18 protein-coding genes and 3 pseudogenes are annotated in these 22912 nt (G+C 46.4%); 13 read left to right on the top strand and 8 right to left on the bottom strand.

Going from position 1 to position 22912, the window contains the following annotated elements:
• Nucleotides 1-427 precede the first annotated feature (427 nt).
• Entirely contained in the window at nt 428-1804 is a 1377-nt protein-coding gene (gene mnmE, locus EAI83_RS13655) for a tRNA uridine-5-carboxymethylaminomethyl(34) synthesis GTPase MnmE (protein WP_022427294.1), read from the bottom strand.
• A 116-nt stretch (nt 1805-1920) separates the two neighbouring features.
• Nucleotides 1921-2058 (bottom strand): annotated as a pseudogene (locus EAI83_RS17930) (DUF6783 domain-containing protein); the annotation flags it as partial.
• Here EAI83_RS17930 and EAI83_RS17925 point away from each other — a divergent pair.
• A pseudogene (locus EAI83_RS17925) lies at nt 1996-2217 on the top strand (DUF6783 domain-containing protein). The pseudogenes EAI83_RS17930 and EAI83_RS17925 overlap by 63 nt on opposite strands.
• Before the next feature lie 87 nt (nt 2218-2304).
• On the opposite strand, the gene jag reads toward EAI83_RS17925, so the two are convergent.
• The 6 genes from jag to EAI83_RS13620 form a co-directional block, all read right to left on the bottom strand.
• Entirely contained in the window at nt 2305-3312 is a 1008-nt protein-coding gene (gene jag, locus EAI83_RS13645; RefSeq protein WP_129975752.1) for an RNA-binding cell elongation regulator Jag/EloR, read from the bottom strand.
• A 21-nt stretch (nt 3313-3333) separates the two neighbouring features.
• A complete protein-coding gene (gene yidC, locus EAI83_RS13640; protein WP_330547801.1) occupies nt 3334-4650 on the bottom strand; it encodes a membrane protein insertase YidC in 1317 nt (438 codons plus the stop codon).
• A 140-nt stretch (nt 4651-4790) separates the two neighbouring features.
• The gene (gene yidD, locus EAI83_RS13635; protein ID WP_015526553.1) at nt 4791-5003 is read right to left on the bottom strand and encodes a membrane protein insertion efficiency factor YidD; all 213 of its coding nucleotides are present in this window, start codon (nt 5001-5003) and stop codon (nt 4791-4793) included.
• Nucleotides 4981-5343, bottom strand: coding sequence for a ribonuclease P protein component (gene rnpA / locus EAI83_RS13630; protein WP_021650160.1), 363 nt, complete (start codon nt 5341-5343; stop codon nt 4981-4983). Before rnpA ends, yidD begins: the two co-directional genes overlap by 23 nt.
• An 82-nt stretch (nt 5344-5425) precedes the next feature.
• On the bottom strand, nt 5426-5560 hold the full coding sequence (gene rpmH / locus EAI83_RS13625) for a 50S ribosomal protein L34 (protein WP_005423866.1): 135 nt from the start codon (nt 5558-5560) through the stop codon (nt 5426-5428).
• 205 nt (nt 5561-5765) lie between these two features.
• On the bottom strand, nt 5766-6011 hold the full coding sequence (locus tag EAI83_RS13620; RefSeq protein WP_129975748.1) for a hypothetical protein: 246 nt from the start codon (nt 6009-6011) through the stop codon (nt 5766-5768).
• A 121-nt stretch (nt 6012-6132) separates the two neighbouring features.
• On the opposite strand from EAI83_RS13620, the gene dnaA reads away from it, so the two are divergent.
• The 12 genes and pseudogenes from dnaA to EAI83_RS13560 all read left to right on the top strand — a co-directional run bounded on the left by dnaA (nt 6133) and on the right by EAI83_RS13560 (nt 21803).
• Nucleotides 6133-7500, top strand: a complete 1368-nt coding sequence (gene dnaA, locus EAI83_RS13615; RefSeq protein WP_015526555.1) for a chromosomal replication initiator protein DnaA — start codon at nt 6133-6135, stop codon at nt 7498-7500.
• A 277-nt stretch (nt 7501-7777) separates the two neighbouring features.
• Complete coding sequence (gene dnaN, locus EAI83_RS13610; RefSeq protein ID WP_015526556.1) at nt 7778-8893, top strand: DNA polymerase III subunit beta; 1116 nt, start codon at nt 7778-7780, stop codon at nt 8891-8893.
• Between the two features lie 210 nt (nt 8894-9103).
• The gene (locus EAI83_RS13605; protein WP_021650164.1) at nt 9104-9310 is read left to right on the top strand and encodes an RNA-binding S4 domain-containing protein; all 207 of its coding nucleotides are present in this window, start codon (nt 9104-9106) and stop codon (nt 9308-9310) included.
• A 4-nt stretch (nt 9311-9314) separates the two neighbouring features.
• The gene (gene recF / locus EAI83_RS13600; protein ID WP_021650165.1) at nt 9315-10406 is read left to right on the top strand and encodes a DNA replication/repair protein RecF; all 1092 of its coding nucleotides are present in this window, start codon (nt 9315-9317) and stop codon (nt 10404-10406) included.
• Between the two features lie 55 nt (nt 10407-10461).
• On the top strand, nt 10462-13350 hold the full coding sequence (locus tag EAI83_RS13595; RefSeq protein ID WP_129975746.1) for a hypothetical protein: 2889 nt from the start codon (nt 10462-10464) through the stop codon (nt 13348-13350).
• A gap of 27 nt (nt 13351-13377) precedes the next feature.
• Complete coding sequence (gene rsmA / locus EAI83_RS13590) at nt 13378-14253, top strand: 16S rRNA (adenine(1518)-N(6)/adenine(1519)-N(6))-dimethyltransferase RsmA (protein WP_129975744.1); 876 nt, start codon at nt 13378-13380, stop codon at nt 14251-14253.
• Between the two features lie 425 nt (nt 14254-14678).
• Nucleotides 14679-15146 carry a DUF1002 domain-containing protein gene (locus tag EAI83_RS13585; protein ID WP_129975742.1) on the top strand — a complete coding sequence of 156 codons (468 nt, stop codon included), beginning with the start codon at nt 14679-14681 and terminating at the stop codon, nt 15144-15146.
• 1161 nt (nt 15147-16307) lie between these two features.
• Nucleotides 16308-17210, top strand: a complete 903-nt coding sequence (locus EAI83_RS13580; protein WP_129975740.1) for a 30S ribosomal protein S1 — start codon at nt 16308-16310, stop codon at nt 17208-17210.
• Nucleotides 17211-17239: 29 nt separating this feature from the next.
• Nucleotides 17240-18910: a putative manganese-dependent inorganic diphosphatase gene (locus EAI83_RS13575; RefSeq protein ID WP_118516174.1), complete on the top strand. Its 1671-nt coding sequence runs from the start codon at nt 17240-17242 to the stop codon at nt 18908-18910.
• Nucleotides 18911-18923: 13 nt separating this feature from the next.
• Nucleotides 18924-19511, top strand: a pseudogene (locus EAI83_RS13570) (flavin reductase family protein); the annotation flags it as partial.
• A gap of 287 nt (nt 19512-19798) precedes the next feature.
• Nucleotides 19799-20311, top strand: a complete 513-nt coding sequence (locus tag EAI83_RS13565; RefSeq protein ID WP_022426930.1) for a shikimate kinase — start codon at nt 19799-19801, stop codon at nt 20309-20311.
• A gap of 199 nt (nt 20312-20510) precedes the next feature.
• A complete protein-coding gene (locus EAI83_RS13560; RefSeq protein ID WP_092073580.1) occupies nt 20511-21803 on the top strand; it encodes a UDP-N-acetylglucosamine 1-carboxyvinyltransferase in 1293 nt (430 codons plus the stop codon).
• The last annotated feature ends 1109 nt before the right edge of the window (nt 21804-22912 follow it).

Below are 22912 nucleotides of genomic sequence, written 5' to 3'. Positions count from 1 at the left end.
GCATATACAGCCGGAGTTCCTCAATCTATGCGGTATATACGGCGGGGTCTCCGCAATCTATATTATGCAACAATATATCCTACAGAAATATACAAAGTTCCGTTTGATATATTTCGGCTTAGTGTCGAATTGCCGATACAGAAGCATACAGACACAAGTTAGTTTCTTTCAGCTTTCCACAATCGCTGCACTATATAAAAAAGGCCCAGGGGTGTGCAGAGGGGCGCGGCCTTGTGCCCCTTTGCGGTTTTCTTACATTCCAATGTGATCTACCCTCTGCGTGGGCCGCAGCCTATGTGCCATACAGCAGGGAGCCGCAATCTATGCGGTTATACGACCGGAGTTCCGCAGCCTATGCGGCATATACGGCCAAGGTTCCGCAATCCATGCGGCCATTCGGCCGGGGCCTCCGCAGCCCATGCGGTTATTATTTCCCCATACAAAATTTAGAAAATATCTCATTAACAAGGTCTTCCCCAAGTGATTCTCCCAGAATCCGTCCCAGACTTTCGTATGCATCTGTCAGGTCTATGGAATAAAAATCCTCCGGCATTCCGCTTTCTATGCTATTTTCTACCAGAGAAAGACTTTCCTGTGCTTTTAAAAGCTCCTGCCTGTGGCGTTCATTGGTGATGTAGACTTCATCATTGAAGTCAATCTCCCCACTGAAGAACATTTCCCGGATTTTTTCTTCCAGGTCTGTGATCCCGGTTTCTTCTTTTGCGGAGATTGGGATCACCGGCTGGTTTATTCTGCTCTTTAAATCCTCTATATCTATAGCAGATTCAAGATCTGTCTTGCTGTAGAGGACAATTGTCTTTTTCTCTTGCAAAATTTTTATGATTTCTTCGTCGTTTTCATCTAACGGTACGGAGGAATCTACGACATAGAGGATCAGGTCTGCGTCTGCTGCCATTTCTTTGGCTTTGGATACGCCGATTTTCTCTACGATGTCTTCTGTCTGGCGGATTCCGGCTGTGTCAGCGATCTTTAATGTGATTCCATGCAGGTTGATATACTCTTCCAGTACGTCTCTGGTGGTTCCTGCGATATCGGTCACGATGGCTCTGTCCTCTCCCAGAAGCAGGTTCAGCAGAGAAGATTTCCCTGCGTTCGGCTTACCCAGGATCACGGTCCGGATACCTTCCTGTATGATCTTTCCGTCTCCGGCTGTTTTTAACAGGTTCTGTATCTTTTCTTTTTCTTCTGCTACGATCTGTTCTAATTCTTCCGAATATCCTGTCAGATCATAGTGCTCTGGGTCGTCTAATGCCGATTCAATGTACGCTATATGGTACAGTAGTTTTTCCCTGATCTGCTGTACAGTTTTTCGGACTGAACCTTTTAATTGTCCTACAGAATTCTTTAATGAGTACTCATTTTTGGACTGTATCACGTCCATAACGGCCTCCGCCTGTGAAAGATCGATCCTTCCATTGAGGAATGCACGCTTGGTAAATTCTCCCGGCTCGGCAATAATGGCTCCGTTTTTCAACACAGTTTCCAGTACCTTTTTCATGGCTAAAACGCCGCCGTGGCAGTCGATTTCTATGGTATCTTCTCCTGTGTATGTCCGTGGTCCGCGCATGGCCATGACCAGCACTTCGTCTACCATTTCTTCGTTATCATAAATATATCCATAATGGATGGTGTGGCTTGGGACGTTTTTCAGAGATTTTTTTCCACCCTTGGAACGGTATACTCCGGATGCGATCTCAAAAGCCTCCGGGCCACTGATCCTGACGATCCCGATTCCCGATGCGCTCATGGCTGTGGAAATCGCAGCAATCGTTGTCTCTTCCATTTTTCACTCTCCTTTGTCAAACGGATAAAAGCATTCGGATAAAAGCATCCGGTTAAACGCAAAAATGTTACTCCGGAAAAGCTTTTTACACGCAAAAACACGTGTTATTCACGCTTTCACCTAGAATAACATCTTCTGTCAGTTTCCATATTTATAATGCTAGAGCGTGTTTGAAAAAGGCTTTCTGCAAGATGTGCGTCACAATTTGTGGGAGATTTTGTCCGGATGAAGGCGCCGTAGCAGGCTACGGCAACTGAATTCGGGCAAAATATACCGCAAAGTGGGGCGTGCAGATTGCGGGAATGATTTTTCAAATACGCTCTAATCTCTGCATTCCGGATGTCCGCTGCAGAAATATCTTTTGTTATTTGCTCTTCAATGATTATAAAGAATTGTTGCGGAGATTGCAATGATAATTTTTAATTTTCAGTTCCATACAAAAAGCCGTACCCACGGAGCTTACGCTCCGGGATACGGCTTATAGCTTTACCGGTGGATCATCAATTATTACGTTTCAGTTTTACTACTACATGTCTGTAAGGTTCTTCTCCCTCACTGACTGTCTCTACATAGCGGTTGCCCTGCAGAGATGCATGGATGATCCTTCTTTCGTACGGATTCATCGGTTCCAGAACTACCGGTTTTCTGGTTTTCTTTACCTTGAAGGCGATTCCTCTTGCAAGGTTCTCCAGAGTTTCCTTACGACGGCGTCTGTAGTCCTCGGTATCGAGTTTTACACGAATGTAGGTAGACTCGCCTTTGTTTACCACAAGGCTTGTCAGATACTGAAGAGAATCCAGTGTCTGGCCTCTTTTTCCGATGAGGATACCCATATCCTCACCTTCAAAATCCACATCCAGAGAACCGTCTGCAGTGTTGTATTTCGATGTGATCTCCACTTCTCCAAGATCCATGGAGCCGAATACATCACGAAGAAATACGACTGCTCTCTCCTCAACCTCTCTGATCTTCTCCGGATCGCTGAGGATCTCTATCGGTCTGCCCTGCTTCGGTGCTCTCTCACGTGTTTCCTTCGGCTGACGCTCCTTTGGAGCTCTTGGCTGTTTCTCACGTGCAGGCTTTGCTTTGCCCTGGAAATCCCTTGCAGGTCTTTCCTTTGGTGCTACTGCCTTTGCAGGTGCTTCTTCGGATGCCTTCTCCACCTGTACAGCTTCTTTCTTCACCGGCTTCTTCTCCTCTGCAGGAGCTGCTTTCGGTGCAGATTCTTTCTTTACATCCGGAGTAAAAGGCTTTTCTAATTTCTTCTCTTCTTTGATAGCGTCCAGTTTCACGGACTCTACCAGTTCATCGATTTCCTGCATATCAGAAACTGGCTCGATTCTGCGAACTTTGATCACGGCAGGTTTGCTGCCGATTCCGAAGAATCCGGAGCTGCCTTCACTGATAACCTGAATATCAAGCTGGTCACTGGAAGTTCCAAGCTCAAGACACGCTTTTGTGATAGCTTCATTCTTTGTTTTTGCTGAAAACTGAATGTAATCCTCCATTACGAACCCCTCCGTTCCTGATTATTTCTTCTTATTTCTCTCATCAAAGTCTCTTACGAGATTTGCTTTGGCTGTGATGCTGCCCGGTTTTGCACTTCTTGCCTTCTCATAAGCAGTATCAACCTTCTGTGCTCTGTCTGAAGCACCATTGTTTCCGCTGTTGCCCTTATTGATCACAGGTTTATTGATATTCTTGGCGGACTGATGAGCCTGATTGGTGATCTTCTGCGGCGGAAGTCCTTCCTTCGCACGCTTCGCTTCGATCTTCTTCATATTCTCATTAACCAGATCATCAATGTTCATCTTATCAAGATGACGATTGATCGCAAACTGCTGGGCACTTCGAACGACAGCACTGGCGATCCAGTAGATACCAAGACCAACCGGGAATGTGAAACAGAAGAATGCAGACATCAGAGGCATGACCATGTTCATGGTTTTCATGGAGTTGGCCATTGCACTGGCCTGATCATTTCCGTCTGCCGGCTGTGTTGCAGCCTGTGGCATAAGCTTCAGGTTCAGCATCTGAGTTGCCCATGCAAGAACCGGGATCAGAAGTGCTACGATCGCAAGTAACAGAGAACCATGATTTTTGAAGAATTCCATGATATAGTACAGCGGCTGGTCTGCGATATTCAGTCCACAGAAGCCCTGCATCTTGGAAATATTGCCGGATGATTTTGTGATCGCATCAGAAAATCCTGAAAACTGATTCATCTGTGCCAGCTCTTTCCACTGGGAAGGAGAAAGTGCATACAGAAAATCAACAATAGAGTTACTTGTAGCATTTCCGGCACTGTCCATAACGAGACGCACTCGTGTCATGGAATGGTCTGTGATAAACTGCTGCAGGATATCTGTGTATCCGTTTACAGCTAGCAGGTTGTCAACTACACCAGTAAAAATGTTCTTTACACTTCCAACGTAAGCAGGAATCCGGTAGATAACCTGATACAGAGCAAACAGAATAGGCATCTGAATGGCTAACTGTACACAGCTACCGGTTGGAGAAACACCATATTTCTGATAAACAGCCTGGGTTTCTTCGTTCATTTTCATCATGGAAGCCTGATCCTTTTTACCCTGATATTTCTTCTGGATCTTCTGGATCTCAGGCTGCATGATCGCGCTTAACTTGGAGAATTTCTGCTGCTTGATCTGCAGCGGTGTCATAAAGGCAAAGATAAGAATACTGAAGATAATGATACAAAGACCAATGTTCTGGATTCCGAACAGGCCGTCAAGCATCTTATATATGCCATCCATGATCCATCCCATCACAGACGCGATCTGTCCGATAATAGGAGTTCCGGTTTTTGTTGCTAAAAATAGTTCCAAATTCATTTCCTCCTAGACTTCTTATTCAATTGTAAAAGTCCGGTAACTATTCATTCGTCCACTAACTGCGGAGATACTGAACAGTTACAAATTCCGATAACTGCTCTGCCCGGGAAAAGGCTGAACAGTCACAAAATAATTCATGGCACAGGGTCATAGCCTCCGTGGGAAAAAGGATTGCATCGCAATATCCTCCATGCCGCAAGAAGACTGCCCTTAAATGCGCCATATTTTTCGATTGCTTCCAAACCATATTGAGAACATGTGGGAATATAAGGACATTTCGTTCTCTTCATCGGCGATATATATTTTTGATAGAGCCTTATCATCTTAATCAGAAATTTCTTTATCATGTTCATTCCCTGTTATATGATGCTTTCTTGCAAGATGCAGAAAAGCACTCTCGATCTCGTGAAAGCTCTTGCCCTTGGCTGCGGCTCTCGCTACTACTACAATATCAAGGTTACTGTCAAAATCTGTTTCGTTGAGACGATAGCTTTCTCTGATCAATCTGGTGAGTCTGTGGCGAACCACACTGTTCCCTACTTTTTTGCTTACTGATATTCCCAGACGATTCTTCATGTGCTGATTCTTCAGCACGTACATCACCAGAAGCCGATTTGCGTACGATGTTCCGTTCTGATATACAACTTTAAAATCTTGATTTTTCTTTAAGGACTCTGATCTGATCAAACGAATCCTCCTTAATTAGATTCCGCCTGCGCGGATATTTCTCCGGATAGAAGAAAAGACCACATAAATGCGGTCTTGCAGCTTATGCTGATAACTGTTTTCTTCCTTTTAATCTTCTTGCAGCTAATACTTTACGTCCGCCCTTTGTGCTCATGCGAGCTCTGAAGCCGTGAACTTTAGCTCTGGATCTCTTTTTTGGCTGAAATGTCATCTTCATAGGTAAAGCACCTCCTTTATCTATTTTTAATTGTTATGAAATAACTTATCATTCAGAACATCGTTTCAATTATATAAATAAACCTCCTTTTCGTCAAGTAAAAATTGCAAAAAACCCGATAAAATCAAGGGTTCTATAAAATACCCCCACCTTACGGTATTTATTTTTTTCTCTTATGTGGAAAGCGCTTATGGTTTACGTAACATTATCCACATTTTGTGGATAACTTGTGGATAACTTGTGGATTGACCGGAAATCTATCCACTTTTTCGGAGGGTTTGTTCACATCGTTTTCAAAAAAACCCTTTATTTGCGGTATTTTTAAGGTGGATTTTTTTATACACATAATTCTTCCACATTTTCCACCAATTCTCGACTTATGGAAACCTCCAGGACTCTTATCCACAATAATCCACCCTAATCCACAGTAATTTCCCCACATTATCCACATTCTTTTCCCCAAAATCTCAAGGATTTTCCATTGCGAAAACCCCATTTTCATTGTAATATATAAAAGGATATCTATCTCCAGTCGCAGACTGGGGTTATTATAATACTCATGGGAGGAAAAAATGGACGCTGTTATTGAAAAATGGGAGGAGATCCTGCAAACTGTCAAATCTGAATATGAGGTGACTGATGTCCCTTTTAATACCTGGCTCAAGCCGCTGAAAGTTTATGAGGTTGACGGAAAGCTGATAACAGTGGTTGTTCCCTCTGAGCAGGCAGCGATCGGAGTCAATTACATCAGTAAACGCTACAAAATACCCCTCCAGGTTACTATCTGTGTACTGACAGGCATGGAAGAATGCGAGGTTCGCTTCGTTCTGGAAAAAGATCTCCCCAAAAAAACAGAAAAAAACACTTCTTATGATAAACAGGTTCAGGATACACGTTACGAAGAGGCGCATTTAAATCCAAAATACACCTTCGACACCTTCGTTGTAGGAAGTAATAACAAATTCGCCCAGGCCGCAGCTCTTGCAGTTGCCGAATCACCGGGAGATACCTACAATCCACTGTTTATCTATGGCGGAGCCGGTCTTGGTAAGACGCATCTTATGCATTCCATCGCTCATTTCATTCTGGAACACGACGAAAACAGCCGTGTTTTGTATGTAACCAGTGAGGAATTTACCAACGAGCTGATCGAAACCATCCGAAACGGAAATAACACGGCAATGAGCAAATTCCGTGAAAAATACAGAAATATCGACGTTCTTCTTGTCGATGATATTCAGTTTATTATAGGAAAAGAATCCACACAGGAGGAATTTTTCCATACATTTAACAGTCTTCACAGTGCCAAAAAGCAGATCATCATATCCTCTGATAAACCACCGAAGGATATGGAGATCCTGGAAGAGCGCTTCCGTTCCCGGTTCGAGTGGGGTCTGATCGCAGATATCACGCTGCCTGATTACGAAACCCGAATGGCGATCCTTCATAAAAATGAAGAAATGAACGGCTACAACATCAGTGAAGATGTTATCAAATATATCGCTACCAATATCAAATCCAATATCCGTGAGCTGGAAGGTGCCTTCAACAAGGTCATGGCCGGAGCCAAGCTTGAAAAAAAGGAAGTAACTCTGGAGCTGGCAGAGCAGGCACTGAAGGATATTATTTCTCCGGATGAGAAAAAAGTGATCACACCGGAATACATCATCTCCGTTGTTGCAGAGCATTACGGAGTCACACCTGCGGACTTAAGCGGAAATAAACGAAACTCCAAGATCGTCATGCCCCGCCAGGTTTCCATGTATCTCTGCCGTGAGATCATATCCACACCTTTGAAAAATATCGGAAAAGCGCTCGGAAACCGTGACCATACCACCGTTATGCACGGTATCGAAAAGATCGAAAACGAATTGCAGAACGACGATAACTTAAAAAATACCATTGATATATTGAAAAAGAAGATTAATCCACAAGGTTAGGGAAGTTTTCCACATTACTGGTGTATAACGTGTTGATTGTATGTGGAGAGATGTGTACAACTTTTTTGCCAAAACGCGGCGGTAATTTTATCCCCGGGTTATTCACATGCGAAAATACCACTTTTACACAAAGTTATCCCAACGGAAAACCCCTGAAAACATCAGGCCTGCGGGAGTTTTTCACAAAATCTGGCCCCCTACGGCGGTTACTGCGGATTTTTTCTATAAATATATTTATAAAAACCACAAATTGTTCAGAAAGGGAGTTATACACACTATGAAAATCATCTGCTCCAAATCAAGTCTGTTAAAAAGTGTAAGTATCGCACTCAAAGCAGTTCCATCAAAAACCACAATGCCAATCCTGGAATGTATTCTCATGGATGCAACCACAAACCAGATCAAATTTACCACCAACGATATGGAACTGGGAATTGAAACGATAGTTGAAGGTACTATTGAAGAAAAAGGTAAAGTTGCTCTTGATGCAAAAATCTTCTATGAAATCATCAGGCGACTTCCGGATAATGATGTTACCATTAAGACCGATGATAAATATGCAGCAACCATTACCTGTGAAAAAGCAAAATTCAATATCCCTGGAAAATCAGGAGAAGATTTTGCTTATTTACCTATGATCGAGAAGGATGAACCGCTGACGATCTCTCAGTACACACTGAAAGAAATGATCCGCCAGACTATTTTTTCGATTGCTGTAAATGAGAACAATAAGCTTATGACCGGTGAACTTTTTGAGATCAAAAATAACTGTCTGAAGGTAGTTTCTCTGGACGGACATCGTATCTCTATCCGCAAAATGTCCCTTAAGAAAGATTATTCTGACCGTAAGGTGGTAGTTCCGGGCAAAACTTTAAGCGAGGTCAGCAAGATTCTTTCCGGAGAAGTGGATGATCAGGTCAGCATTTACTTTACAAAAAACCATATTTTATTTGAATTTGATCAGACTATGGTAGTTTCCAGACTGATCGAGGGAGAATATTTCAGAATTGACCAGATGCTTTCCAGTGATTATGAGACAAAACTGAAGATCAACAAAAAAGAGTTCCTGGATTGTATCGACCGTGCCACACTTCTGGTACGTGAGGTTGATAAAAAACCGATCATCATCAACATCACAGACGATGATATGGAGCTGCGCATTGATTCTGCAATGGGTTCCATGAATGAAGAGATCGATATTGAAAAAGAGGGTAAGGATATCATGATCGGCTTCAACCCGAAATTCCTGATCGATGCGCTTCGTGTTATTGATGATGAAACCGTGACGATCTATCTTGTAAATCCGAAGGCCCCGTGCTTTATCCGTGACGATGAGGAGAACTATACTTACCTGATCCTTCCTGTAAACATCAACCAGAATCAGGCCAGATAAGACCTGGGGTAATGTGAACGTTTTTGATCGATTGTGCATGGGAATGCGATCGTGTTCTGAAAATTGTTTTATGCGTAAACTGCTGGAAGGGGGTATTTAAATTACCGCCTTCCGGTGAAATTTGTATTTTGGGGGATTTTAAATACCGCCAGAAGATCAGAAAAGATCGATCTGACGGAGAAAATACCCCGGAGATAAGAGGAGAAAAAATTGGAGATCAGAATTAAAGACGAATTTATCAAGCTTGGTCAGGCGCTGAAGCTGGCCGGTGTTGTGGAGGACGGCGTTGAGGCGAAATATGCCATCAATGATGGTCTGGTACTGGTGAACGGCGAGGTGGAGAACCGCCGTGGCCGCAAGATCCATCCTGGAGATACCATTTCCTACGATGGAAAAGATATTTATGTGATCGGGTGAAGGAATGTACATTGAATCCATCAGACTGAATAATTTCAGGAATTATGAGTCGCTGGAGATGAATTTTGATCAGGGCACCAATATTCTCTACGGTGACAATGCCCAGGGAAAGACCAATATCCTGGAGGCAGTTTATCTGGCAGGTACCAGCAAATCCCACAAGGGAAGCAAGGACCGGGAGATGATCCGCTTTGAGAATGAGGAATCCCATATCCGAATGATGGTGAAGAAGGGCGATCTTTCATACAAAATAGACATGCACCTCCGGAAAAACAAAGCAAAGGGAGTTGCCATCAACGGGCTGCCGATCCGCAAGGCAAGGGAGCTGCTGGGGGTGGTGAATCTGGTGTTTTTTTCTCCGGAGGATCTTAATATTATCAAGAATGGACCTGGAGAGAGAAGACGTTTTCTGGATTCGGAGCTTTGTCAGCTGGATGGTGTTTATATCACGGAGCTGGCCGGCTACAATCACATCGTGAACCAGAGAAACCGTCTTCTCAAAGACTGTTATATGAACCCCGGGCTGAAAAGTACCCTGGATGTCTGGGATATGCAGATGGTCGATTACGGAAAGAAGATCATCGGGAAGCGGGAAGCCTTTGTGGAGGAGCTTAACGAGATCGCAAGGGGGCTTCATAAAGGCCTTACCGGCGGGATCGAGGAGCTGGAGATCCTGTACGAGCCAAGTGTGACGGCGGCCGAGTTTGAGGATAAGCTTTCCAGGAACCGGGAGCGGGATCTTCGGATGAAGCTGACCTCCGTGGGACCGCACAGAGATGATTTCTGCGTAAAGGTCAACGGGATCGACATCCGGAGGTATGGTTCCCAGGGGCAGCAGAGGACTGCGGCCCTTTCCCTGAAGCTTTCGGAGATCTATCTGGTGAAGAAAAAAATCCGGGATACACCGGTTCTTCTGCTGGATGATGTTCTTTCGGAGCTGGATAGCAGCAGGCAGACATATCTGCTGGAAAGCATCCACGATATACAGACTCTGATCACCTGTACAGGACTGGATGATTTTGTCAGCCATCAGTTCAAGATCAACAGGGTTTTTCAGGTGGTAAAGGGGCATGTTTATATGCCTAAAGGGTTTTGACAAGCCCGTATGCATATGGTAAACTGATTCTGATTATGGAAAGTTGGTGAATATTTTGGATAAAGAGGAGTTTCGCGTTAAGCTGGGACAGATCAATAAGCTGGTCGAGACCCAGGATTACAAAGGCGCCATGCAGATTGTGGACAGCATTGACTGGCGTCGTGTGAAAAACGTCCGTACCCTTTGTGTAGTGGGCGAGATCTACGCGGCCAACAAGCGCTATGAAGAGAGCAAGGAAATTTTTCTTCTTGCCTACCACAGAGCGCCGATCGGCAAGAACATACTTTACCGTCTGATCGAGGTTTCCCTGAAAATGGGACAGATCAGTGAAGCCACAGAATTCTTTGATGAATACAGAGAAGTGGCAGGTAATGATAACAGCCAGTATATACTGAAATATAAGATCGCCAGAGCGAAGAATGCATCTCTGAATGAACAGATCCGTATTCTTGAGGAATATAAGGAGAAGGAATTTACGGAGCGCTGGTCCTATGAGCTGGCCAAGCTCTATTACAAGGCAGGAGACAAGCAGAAGTGCCTGGATCTCTGCAATGAGATGATCCTTTGGTTCAATGACGGAACTTATGTGATGAAGGCCCTTGACCTGAAACAGCGGATGGGTGTTCTCACTGGCGAAGAGAAAGAGAAATATGAACAGCGTTTTATCCCGAAGCTGATCCCGCCGGAAAAGGCGCAGGAGATCAGGGAGAGCAAGGAAGCATCCGGCGAGTATGAGGAGGCAAAACCGGTCACAGATACCATCCAGGTAGATGATGAGCGGGATCTGAACAGTGCGGAGACATTCCAGGAGAAGCTTTCCAAGGGATTCCGTGATATCTTTGGCGGACATAAGAAATCTGCGGAAGAGGATATGGAGGAAAAAGAAGCTGCGCAGGATGAAGAGCCGGATGAGGTTTCCACAGGCTCTGAGGATGTGACGGAACAGGCGGAAGCGCCGGAGGCTGAGACTGCTGCGGCAGCAGAACCGTCAGAGGAGTTTACAGATTCTGAGGAGATCGAAGCAGCAGAAGGAAGTGAGGAAGCTTCGGATGAGCCTTCTGAAGAGCAGGAAGAGTTTTCCGGACAGGAAGCGGATGAGATCCCGCTGGCATCCGGTGTTGAGAACCTGTCATCTGGAAGTATGAAGCTGCAGGCTCAGGAACAGCAGGATAAAGAGGAAGAAGAGACTTATCAGGAAGCGGAAGAAGCTGAGGCTGAGAAAGCTACAGAGATGTCTTTGTCCCAGAGTGTTGCAGAGATCATGAAGGAGAAGTCTGCCGGAAATGAGGAAAGTGAGGAGAAGCCTGCAGGGGTTCCGCTCAATGAGGAAGGCAAGCCTGATTTTTCCGCAACGATCCGTATGCCGGAGCTGAAGATCCCGAAGTCCATGATCAATGTGGACCCGGAGAATGCAAGCAGTTCCGCAGAGATCCCGGACGCGTCCGGAATTTTCGGAAGTATCGAGGATATTGCGGCATCTGTAGGTGACAGGTCCGGGAAGGATAAAGATAAGGACTTCAACCTGGAGGATACTATTCTGGCAGCAGCTACACAGCAGGGAATCGATATCCCGGAGGAAGAGAAATCTCCGGATGTCCAGCAGTCCGACGTAACGGAAGAGCCGGCAGGTATTGAGGATCTGGATATTGCGGCTGATGAATTTGTTCCGGAGGAGCCGGATGCGGCAGATATCGAGGATATCATGGCGCAGATCTCCGCTCAGCAGGAGGAAGAGGTAACGGAGACTTCCGATACCAGACTTCCGGATATCGTATTTGATGAAGATGAGGAGCCGGTTACTGAGGAGGATCTTCAGGCTGCAGAAGCAGAGTTTCTGAATGGTCCGTCAGGAGTACAGAAGCCGGTGGAAGAAGATGATGTGCTTCCGGAGATTCCTTCACTGGAATCTGAGGAGCAGGTGCAGAAGGCTGCAGCAGAGCCTTCAGCGAAGCTTCATCATGAGGAACCGGTGGCTTCAGCGGAAGAGGAAAATCTTCTTGATGAGGAAGAAGAATACAGTGATGACGCCTTTGACTTCCAGGATGAGGATGACTTTATCAGCAGTCTCATCGGTGATGATTCTGATGAAGCCATGGAAGAGGACGATGAGGAAGAGGAGCTCAGTGAGGAAGAGCAGCTTGAGAAATTTATCGCTACGGTCCATCCGGAAAAGGATCCTACAAAGATCGTTTCCAGAAAGAAAGAGCTCACAGATGAAGAGAAGCAGCTTTTCACCTATTTTATTACAGTTCCCGGAATGAAGGAACAGCTGCTTGATGTACTCTGCGATGTGCAGATGGGCGCAGCAGACAAGACCTCCCAGACCGGAAATGTGATCGTTATGGGCGGCAGAGAAACAGGTAAGACGAGACTGATCTCAAGTCTGATCCCGGCAATCTGTAAAGAGCTGAATATCGAGGCTTCCAAGGTTGCCTATATATTTGCGGATGATCTTAACGGAAAGGATATTCCGGAGATCGTATCCAAGCTTGCCGGCGGTTTCCTTGTTATCGAGGATGCAAACCAGCTTTCCCAGGAAACAGCAGATGAGCTTGAGGAAGCTATGACCGGAAACACAAAGGGAATGATCGTGATCCTGGAGGATGAAAAGATCGGTATGCGTAAGCTGATCGCAAGATATCCGAAGCTTGCGAAGAAGTTTACATCCATGATCAACATTCCTGTATTTACAAACGATGAACTTGTTAATTTCGCTAAGGTCTATACCATGGAGAATGGATTCCGTATCGACCAGATGGGCATGCTTGCTCTGTATAATCTGATTGGGATCAACCAGAAGGAGGATCAGCCGATGTGCATCGGTACTGTGAAGACCATGCTGGATAAGGCTATGGAGAGAGCTCAGAGCGGATTGTTCAAGCGTTCCAAGAAGCGTGTGGACCGTGATGGCTACACGGTACTTTTTGAAAAGGATTTCAGCTGAAAATAAGAAAAAGCAGAGGTAAAAAATATGGCCAGACCTTATCTTGGTAACCCGAAATATACCATTGAAGTCCTTCAAAAGTATCATTTTGTTTTCCAGAAAAGGTTTGGTCAGAATTTTCTGATCGACGAGCATGTTCTGGAAAAGATCATTGAGTCTTCGGGTATCACGAAGGATGATTTTGTACTGGAGATCGGTCCGGGTATCGGAACTATGACCCAGTATCTTGCGGAGGCTGCCAGAGAGGTGGCTGCTGTGGAGATCGACAGTTCGCTGATCCCGATCCTTAAGGATACGTTGAAGGACTGGGATAATGTTTCTGTGATCAATAACGATATCCTGAAAACGGATATCAAAAGGATCGCAGATGAGAAAAACGGCGGCAAGCCTGTGAAGGTGGTTGCGAATCTGCCGTATTACATTACGACTCCGATCATCATGGGGCTTTTTGAGAAGAATGTTCCTGTGGATTCGATCACTGTCATGGTGCAGAAGGAGGTTGCAGACCGTATGCAGGTTGGTCCCGGTACCAAGGATTACGGTGCGCTTTCCCTGGCTGTGCAGTATTATGCGAAGCCGGAGATCGTTGCGAATGTACCGCCGAACTGTTTTATGCCGCGGCCGAAGGTTGGAAGTGCGGTGATCAAGCTGACGCGTTATGAGAAGCCGCCGGTGGATGTGAAGGATGAGGGGCTTATGTTCCGTCTGATCCGTGCATCTTTTAACCAGAGGAGAAAGACACTTGTGAACGGAATCAGAAATTCCGGAGATTTTTCCCTGAGTAAGGAGGAGATTGAGGATGTGTTCAACAGGTGTGATCTTCCGCTGAATATCAGGGGTGAGGCGCTGACACTGGAGCAGTTTGCGATGCTTGCCAACTGTATTTATGATGAGAAAAATTAATATATGATAAACGCAAAAAGAGCCCGGGCAGCTGTTCCGGGTTCTTTTTGCGTTTCCGGACGGGAATGTTGGAGAGGTTTCCTGTCCGGACCTATATATTTGTTATAGAAAGGAGGTTATGTCTGAGGTGTCAGACATAAGTAAGTAATGAAAAATTTACATTTTTTATTTTACTGATGAGATGTTAGGAAAGTTTGTTTAAAATATGAAAATATTGTGAATATATTTTTGGCGATATACATAAAGTCTGAATGGTGTGGGTGGGAATGGGGAAAATTGAGGTTTACAGAGGGGTGGGGGTGTGTGGTATACTGAGGGGCGTCGAAAAGGTAATGATGAGGTAATAAAAAGGCAGTAAAAGATAGTTAAAAATAGTAAAAGGCAATTTTTAATAAGGGCTGGTGCCCGTATGGAGGTTGAATATTATGAGAAGATTGAACAAGGTTACAGCTTTGGTTATTGCGGGTGTTATTTCATGTACATCTCCGATGATGGTTATGGCGTCTGATTCCGGTTCTGTTATGAGTCAGGCGGAGGAGATCCTGAAGGATAATGAGGTTGGGTCTCTTGCTTCTGATCCGGATAAGGTTGGGGATATCATTGTTTATGTGAAGGGGCTTTTTGATTCTAACCAGATCACGGATGATGAGATTTCTCAGGGGATCGATGAGGCTGCGGATCATTTTGGGGTGAGTCTTAATGAGGATGATAAGAGTTCGCTGGTTAATATTATCAGTAAGTTCCGTGGAATCGAGATGAGTGATGATCAGATCAAGGGGTATGTGAGTGATGCTTATAGTACTTTGAAGGATATGGGTGTTACGAAGTCTGATGTGAAGAATATTTTTGAGAAGGCGGTTGAGTTTATTAAGGGGATGCTTTCACGGCGGTGATGGTTTGTGATGGCTGGTGTTTTTGATGATGTTTTAGATGGAGTTTGAGTTAGAGGGTGAGGGTTGTGGCTCTTTTGTTGGGGTTGTTGTTGGTTTGTTTGGCTGAGATGTACAATATGTACAATGTTTAGGGTTTTGGTTTTGTTTGTGAATGTGGTGTTTTTATAAATTGGGGGAGGGTGTTTTGAAAAAAATTGTGCAAATGCGCTAATTGTTTACGGGATGTTCATTGTTTGTTCATATTTGTCTGGTAGTATAGGGATAGTTCGAAAGAACGTTACGAAAGACGCTGTAATGGTGTGTATCTGTATCATTACACATACAATTTTTTTCATAATAATCGCCCCGGTAAGCCACTACCGGGGCACTCCTCGTTTTTGGGCCTTTTTGGGGCTCTTTTTTTTATGGGTGGGGAGGGACGGACGGACTGCCGGAGGGGCGGCTGCATGGTCGTGCCTGGTGCGGTCGTTTCGCCGGGTCATACTAAGCGTCTGAGTATTCTGCCGTGCAGGGCGCCCCATAACTCGCCATGTACGCTGATGCGTACCTGGCTCAGACAGATGGGGCTTACTCTGCGGCTTGTGGCCGCAGAGTACCTTCCCGTCAGAAGCCTCAGGCGCTAAGTATGACCAGCGGCTTACTCCGACGCACCGGGTCCCGACCATGCAGCCGTCCCTCCGGCAGTCCGTCCTGTGCGTTGGTTGTGGGAGTGATAAGTTTGTGTGGTGATTGGGTGGGTAATTTATGTTGGATGTATAAACTGTATCCTTTGTTAGGGATATTTGTAGTATTGAGGGGAGTATTTTCTGCTGAGGGGGTGTTTTGAGTGAGGGATTTTTTTGGATGTGTGGGGATTGAGTGGTCTGACGGGAGGTGGTGGGCCATCAGCGCTGCGCTGGATGGCTGCAAGGGCTGAGTTTCCTTGTGGTCTGACGGGGGGATGTGTGGCATCGGCGCTGCGCTGGATGCCTGTGAGGTGTGCTGGAGGTGAGTGATGTATGTGTGGCATCGGCGCGTGCTGGATGCCTGTGAGGTCTGGGGCTTGTGGAAAAAAATATAGCGCGGGTGGGGTGTGCATGCTATAATGATTAGGATTATAGTGCTGTCGGCTGTTTTGGGGGCGGCGGTGGTTTGTTTTTTGTTTGAATGGGAGGTCTGGATATGGCGGAGTCTATGAAGGATTTTGAGAGGGAGCTGGAGGCTTCTTTTAAGAGGATCGATGAGGGTGATATTATCTCAGGGACTGTTGTGAGTGTGGATGAGTCGGGGGTTGTTCTTGACCTTAAGTTTTATGCTGAGGGTTTTATTCCGGTGGAGGAGTTTTCCCGGGTGCCGGGGTTTAATATTAAAGAGGCTGTTCAGCCGGGGGATGAGGTTCAGGCGATGGTTCTTCGCAGGGATGATGGTCAGGGGAATATTCTTCTTTCCAGAGCGGATGCTGCGGATGTGCTTGCCTGGGACAGGCTGAAGGAGCTTCAGGATTCGGGTGAGGTGCTGGATGTTGTTGTGAAGGGGATCGTTAACGGGGGTGCCATTGCTTATGTTGAGGGTGTCCGTGGGTTTATTCCTGCATCCAGGCTTGATCTGGAGTTTGTTGAGGATACTGAGGTGTTTCTGAATAAGCCGATCCAGGTGCGGGTTATCGAGGCTGATAAGGCGAAGAAGAGGCTGGTGCTTTCGGCCAGGGAGATTCTTCGTGAGAGGGCTGAGGTGGAGAGACGGAATAAGATTTCCAATATCCAGGTTGGTTTTGTGACTGAGGGTACGGTTGAGAGTTTGCAGCCGTATGGTGCTTTTGTGGATCTTGGGAACGGGGTTTCCGGGCTGGTGCATATTTCTCAGATCTGTGAGAAGAGGATCCGGAAGCCTTCTGAGGTTTTGAATGTTGGGGATAAGGTTAAGGTGAAGGTTATCGCGATCAAGGATGGTAAGTTGAGCCTGAGTATTAAAGAGGCATCGGATCTGATGGCTAAGGAGGTTGAGGAGGAGTCTTTTGAGCTTCCGGAGTCGGGGGAAGAGGCTACTACTTCCCTGGGTGCTTTGTTTGCAAATATTAAATTATAATTATTTTGGATGAAAAAGGATGGATGTGTATGAAAAAACCGGAGAGAATATTTGTAATCGGACATAAGAATCCGGATACGGATTCCATCTGTTCGGCTATTGCTTATGCGGATATTAAAAACAGAACTACGCAGAATAAAAAATATATCCCGAAGAGAGCGGGGCAGATCAATGAGGAGACCAGGTATGTGCTGAACCGTTTTGGCGTACAGCCGCCGGCTTATCTGGGAAATATCGGTACTCAGGTCAAGGATATGGATATTCGGACCAGTCCGCAGGCGGATAAGAGTATGTCGCTGAAGAATACCTGGGATCTGATGCAGGAGAATGGGATCGTTTCTCTTCCAATCCGGGATAAGGATGGGTGTCTGGAGGGGCTTGTGACTATTGGTGATATCGCAAAGACCTATATGGATACTACAGATAGTTATCTTCTTTCCAACGCGAGGACGCAGTATCGGAGAATTGCCGAGACCGTTGGCGGTGAAGTGGTGGAAGGTAACGGGCACGGATATTTTGTGAAGGGGCGTGTGCTTGTCGGTACTGCCAACCCGAAGATGCTGGAGGGCTACGTTGAGGAGAATGATATGATCATCATGGGTGACCGTGAGGAGGATCATCTTCAGGCGATCAGCCAGAATGTAAGCTGTATCATCGTGGGGCTGAATATCGTGGTTTCCGAGAAGGTTGTGAAGCTTGCTCATGAGAAGAATATCGTGATCATCCGGTCTCCGTATGATACGTTTAATATTGCGCGTCTGATCAACCAGAGTATTCCGGTCAGCTTTGTTATGAAGCGGGATAACATGGTTACGTTTAATACCGAGGATTTTACGGATGATATCCAGGATGTTATGATCAAAAACCGTCACAGGGCGTTTCCGGTGATCAATCCTCATGGTAAGTGTATCGGTACGATCTCCAGACGTAATTTTCTGGATATGCATAAAAAGAAAGTGGTTCTTGTGGATCATAATGAGGTGGATCAGGCTGTTGATAATATCGAGAAGGCGGAGATCCTTGAGATCATCGATCATCATAAGCTGGGTACCTTGCAGACTATGACGCCGGTTGCTTTTCGTAATGAGCCGGTGGGATGTACGGGCACGATCCTTTATGAGATCTACGGAGAGCAGAGACTGGAGATCCCGGAAAAGATCGCGGGGCTTCTCTGTGCGGCTATTATTTCGGATACATTGATGTTCCGTTCACCGACCTGTACGCAGACGGATAAGATCGCTGCCAGTGCTCTTGCGCTGATCGCGGGGATCAAGATCGAGGAGTTTGCCCGAGAGATGTTTTCTGCGGGAAGTAATCTGAAGGATAAGTCTCCGGAGGAGATTTTTTATCAGGATTACAAGAAGTTTATCGGTGAGGGTAATGTTTCCTTTGGTGTGGGTCAGATCAGTTCCATGGACAGCGAGGAGCTTAAGGAGATCAAGGAGAAGCTGATGCCGTTTATGGTGAGTGAGTGTGGCCGTCATGATATCACGAGAGTTTATTTTATGCTGACGAATATCCTGGAGGAGTCTACAGAGCTTCTGTTTTACGGGGAGGGCAGCCAGCAGATGGCGGAGATCGCTTTTGAGCGGAAACCGGATGGAGATACCTTCAGTCTGCCGGGTGTGGTTTCCAGAAAGAAGCAGCTGATCCCGGCTATGATGGAGGCTGCTCAGCTGATGAACAGCGATTATGCATAAGAGGTGACGGAAAATGGCGAAACAGTTATGGAAGCCGGGGAACATGATCTATCCGCTGCCGGCTGTAATGGTGAGTGTTACCGATGGTGAGGGGCATGATAATATCATAACGGTTGCGTGGACGGGTACGGTGTGTACCAATCCGGCGATGGCTTATATTTCTGTCCGACCTTCCCGTTATTCCTATGATATGATCCGGAAAACGGGTGAATTTGTGATCAATCTGACAACGGAGAAGCTGGCGTATGCAACGGATTTCTGCGGGGTTCGTTCGGGACGTGATGTGGACAAGTTCCGGAAGCTGAACCTTACGAAAGAGAAAGCGCAGTTTGTTTCTGCACCGATGATCGGGGAGGCTCCGGTTTCAATCGAGTGCAGGGTGCGTGAGGTGAAGGAGCTGGGGTCTCATGACATGTTTCTTGCGGATGTGCTTGCGGTCCATGCGGATGAAGCTTATATGGATAAAAACAACAGGTTTTGTCTTAATGATGCGGGTCTTCTGGTTTATTCCCATGGGGAGTATCTGGCGGGTGGCCGGAAGGTGGGAACCTTCGGCTACAGCGTAAAGAAGAAGCAGATGCAGAAGAAGTTGGATAAGAAATCAGACAGGGAATCAGAGATGGCAGGGATGGCAGAGAAGTTGAAGACGTCGGGGAAGCCAGGGATGGCGGGGAAGTTGAAGACGTCAGGAAAGCCAGGGATGTCAGGGAAGTTGAAAACGTCAGGAAAGCCAGGGATGTCAGGGAAGTTGAAGGTGTCAGGAAAGCCAGGGATGTCAGGGAAATTAAAGACGTCGGGAAAGGCAGGGAGAGAGAAACGGTAGGTTCTGCGGAGCCGTAACGTTTGTTGAGATTTGGCAGCTGTTATGCTAAAATGAAAGGATACAGTATGAATAATATTACACTGATAGGAATGCCTGGTGCGGGGAAGAGCAGCATCGGTGTCGTACTTGCGAAGGTACTTGGTTACCAGTTTATTGACTCAGATCTTCTGATCCAGAAGGCGGAGAAGAGGACTTTGAGTAAGATTATTGCAGATGAGGGTACGGAGGGCTTCAAGGCGATCGAGAATCGTGTGAATGCTTCGATCCAGGTGGAGAATACGGTGATCGCTACCGGTGGAAGTGTGGTTTACTGCGATGAGGCTATGCAGCATCTGAAGTCTGAGGGTGTTGTGGTGTATCTTAAGATCTCGCTGGAGCTTCTTTCCAGGCGTCTTGGTAATCTTAAGGGGCGTGGTGTTGTGCTCAAGGAGGGGCAGACGCTGGCGAGTCTTTATGATGAGCGTGTTCCTTTGTATGAGAAATATGCGGATATTGTGGTGGATGAAGAGGATAAGGATCTGGAGGGGAGTCTCCAGGTTGTGCTTGAGGCACTGAAGAACAGGGGAGATAAGGCGTAACTGTTGGCTTGTGGAAACGGTTTGCTGGAGTGTTTCGGGTCATGGGTTGTGACAGGTTTTCGTCATAAATTGTTTACAAATCTGAAATATGTGTTATAATATACAACTGACCTAAAAAACGGTATTGCGGAACGTTTGTTCCTGCAGTAAATTCAGAGAAAGTTTCTGCTCATAGAGGAGTAAATAATAGAGGTGTGTTATGGAACAGTATGTGATTAAAGGCGGCAATCCTCTGGTTGGAGAAGTGGATATTGCGGGTGCGAAGAATGCGGCGCTTGCGATATTGTCAGCAGCCATTATGACTGATGAAACTATATTGATCGAGAATCTGCCAGATGTTAGGGACATCAATGTTCTGCTTGAGGCGATCTCCGAGATCGGGGCTCAGGTTGAGCGTATTGATAAGTCTACTGTAAAGATCAACGGTTCTACTATCGGCAATCTCAGCGTGGATTATGAGTTTATCAAGAAGATCCGTGCTTCTTATTATCTTCTGGGTGCTTTGCTTGGTAAGTATAAGCATGCGGAGGTTCCGCTTCCGGGTGGATGTAATATCGGCAGCAGGCCGATCGACCAGCATCTGAAGGGTTTCCGTGCTCTTGGTGCGGATGTTGATATCTGTCATGGTGCTATTGTTGCCAAGGCGGAGAATCTGCATGGCAGCCATATTTTCCTGGATGTGGTTTCTGTTGGTGCTACTATTAATATTATGATGGCTGCTTCTATGGCGACTGGCCGTACGATCATTGAGAATGCTGCGAGGGAGCCGCATGTTGTTGATGTGGCGAATTTCCTGAACAGTATGGGGGCGAATATCAAGGGTGCTGGTACGGATGTGATCCGTATCCGTGGTGTTGAGACGCTTCATCGTACGGAGTATTCGATCATTCCGGACCAGATCGAGGCTGGTACGTTTATGTTTGCTGCTGCGGCTACTCGTGGTGATGTTACTGTTCGTAATGTTATTCCTAAGCATCTTGAGGCTACTACGGCTAAGCTTGAGGAGATCGGGTGTGAGGTTGAGGAGTTTGATGATGCGGTTCGTGTTCGTGCGCCGCATGTGCTTCATCGTACGCATGTGAAGACGTTGCCTTATCCTGGTTATCCTACGGATATGCAGCCGCAGATCGCGGTTACTTTGGCTTTGGCTGAGGGGACGAGTATTGTTACTGAGAGTATTTTTGAGAACCGGTTTAAGTATGCGGATGAGCTTTCCCGGATGGGTGCCAATATTAAGGTGGAGGGGAACTCTGCTATTATTGATGGTGTGAGGAAGCTTACAGGGGCGCGTGTGAGTGCGCCGGATCTTCGTGCGGGTGCTGCGCTTGTTATTGCGGGGCTGGCTGCTGAGGGTGTTACGGTTGTTGATGATATTGTTTATATCCAGCGTGGGTATGAGAATTTTGAGGAGAAGCTCAGGAGTCTTGGGGCTGAGATTGAGAGGGTTTCCAGTGAGAAGGAGATTCAGAAGTTTCGGCTGCGCGTGGGGTGATGGTTGGTGACAACTGGTAATGACTGATAACGATTGATGATAATTGGATATTTGAGTTTTGGGAGAGTTCCTGGGTGTTTGGGCCTGGGGGCTCTTTTTTTGTGTGGGGGAGGGAGGGACGAAAGGAGGGACGAACGGACAGACTGCCAGCGGGGCGGCTGCATGGTCGTGCCTGGTGCGGTCGTTTCGCCGGGTCATACTAAGCGTCTGAGTCTTCTGCCGTGCAGGGCGCCCCATAACTCGCCATGTACGCTGATGCGTACCTGGCTCAGACAGATGGGGCTTACTCTGCGGCTTGTGGCCGCAGAGTACCTTCCCGTCAGAAGCCCCAGGCGCCAAGTATGACCAGCGGCTTACTCCGACGCACCGGGTCCCGACCATGCAGCCGTCCCGCTGGCAGTCTGTCCGTTCTGTTTTTTTGGGGGTGTGAGGGGTGGTGGTTTGCCGGAAGGGGATGAGCCATCAGCGCTGCGCTGGATGGCTGCAAAGGCTGAGTTTCCTTGTGGTTTGCCGGGAGGTGGTGTGGCATCGGCGCTGCGCTGGATGCGTTGTGGGGTGAGTTGACATCGGCGCTGTGGTGGATGCTGTGGGATGTGGTATTGGTGGTGTGGGGATGGCGGTTTTTGTCGAAGGGTTTTTGTTGACTTTTGCTGGTGGGATGGTTATACTGAAGGTACATATCTGGGAACATTCTGGGCCGTTCGGCTATCTGATCCCCATATGGTTGGTTGTATAAATATGGCGGGGAGGAGCCGGTTGGTTGTGTGAGGCTTTTTCTTTTGCCATCATAGTGAAAGGAGGAGTCTTATGCAGAGGAAGCGGCTTGAGGATATGAATCTTCTGGATGATTTTTTGTTTAATGCGGTGATGACGTTTCCTGGTATTGGTGAGAGGTTATTAACAGTTAAATATAAATTATAAAATCATATAAGTACATGTTGAGTTTTATAAGATATTAGAGTGGAATATTATGGAAAGGAGCTGATGCTTTGAGTAAATATTATTCTATACATGAATTTTCAAAAATTATAGGCGTATCCGCCCAGACATTATGAAATTGGGATGCCAATGGAAAACTTCATCCGCATCATACTACAGTAAACGGCTAT

Source organism: Blautia sp. aa_0143 (assembly GCF_004167315.1).
Classification (GTDB): domain Bacteria; phylum Bacillota; class Clostridia; order Lachnospirales; family Lachnospiraceae; genus Blautia_A; species Blautia_A fusiformis.
This window is presented reverse-complemented; position numbering and strand designations above follow the sequence as displayed.

Excerpts from the sequence above, each read along its gene's own strand:
- mnmE (WP_022427294.1), bottom strand. The coding sequence starts at position 1,804 with ATGGAAGAGACAACGATTGCTGCGATTTCCACAGCCATGAGCGCATCG.
- jag (WP_129975752.1), bottom strand. The coding sequence starts at position 3,312 with ATGGAGGATTACATTCAGTTTTCAGCAAAAACAAAGAATGAAGCTATC.
- yidD (WP_015526553.1), bottom strand. The coding sequence starts at position 5,003 with ATGATAAAGAAATTTCTGATTAAGATGATAAGGCTCTATCAAAAATAT.
- rpmH (WP_005423866.1), bottom strand. The coding sequence starts at position 5,560 with ATGAAGATGACATTTCAGCCAAAAAAGAGATCCAGAGCTAAAGTTCAC.
- EAI83_RS13620 (WP_129975748.1), bottom strand. The coding sequence starts at position 6,011 with ATGTGGATAATGTGGGGAAATTACTGTGGATTAGGGTGGATTATTGTG.
- dnaA (WP_015526555.1), top strand. The coding sequence starts at position 6,133 with ATGGACGCTGTTATTGAAAAATGGGAGGAGATCCTGCAAACTGTCAAA.
- dnaN (WP_015526556.1), top strand. The coding sequence starts at position 7,778 with ATGAAAATCATCTGCTCCAAATCAAGTCTGTTAAAAAGTGTAAGTATC.
- recF (WP_021650165.1), top strand. The coding sequence starts at position 9,315 with ATGTACATTGAATCCATCAGACTGAATAATTTCAGGAATTATGAGTCG.
- rsmA (WP_129975744.1), top strand. The coding sequence starts at position 13,378 with ATGGCCAGACCTTATCTTGGTAACCCGAAATATACCATTGAAGTCCTT.
- EAI83_RS13585 (WP_129975742.1), top strand. The coding sequence starts at position 14,679 with ATGAGAAGATTGAACAAGGTTACAGCTTTGGTTATTGCGGGTGTTATT.
- EAI83_RS13580 (WP_129975740.1), top strand. The coding sequence starts at position 16,308 with ATGGCGGAGTCTATGAAGGATTTTGAGAGGGAGCTGGAGGCTTCTTTT.
- EAI83_RS13575 (WP_118516174.1), top strand. The coding sequence starts at position 17,240 with ATGAAAAAACCGGAGAGAATATTTGTAATCGGACATAAGAATCCGGAT.
- EAI83_RS13565 (WP_022426930.1), top strand. The coding sequence starts at position 19,799 with ATGAATAATATTACACTGATAGGAATGCCTGGTGCGGGGAAGAGCAGC.
- EAI83_RS13560 (WP_092073580.1), top strand. The coding sequence starts at position 20,511 with ATGGAACAGTATGTGATTAAAGGCGGCAATCCTCTGGTTGGAGAAGTG.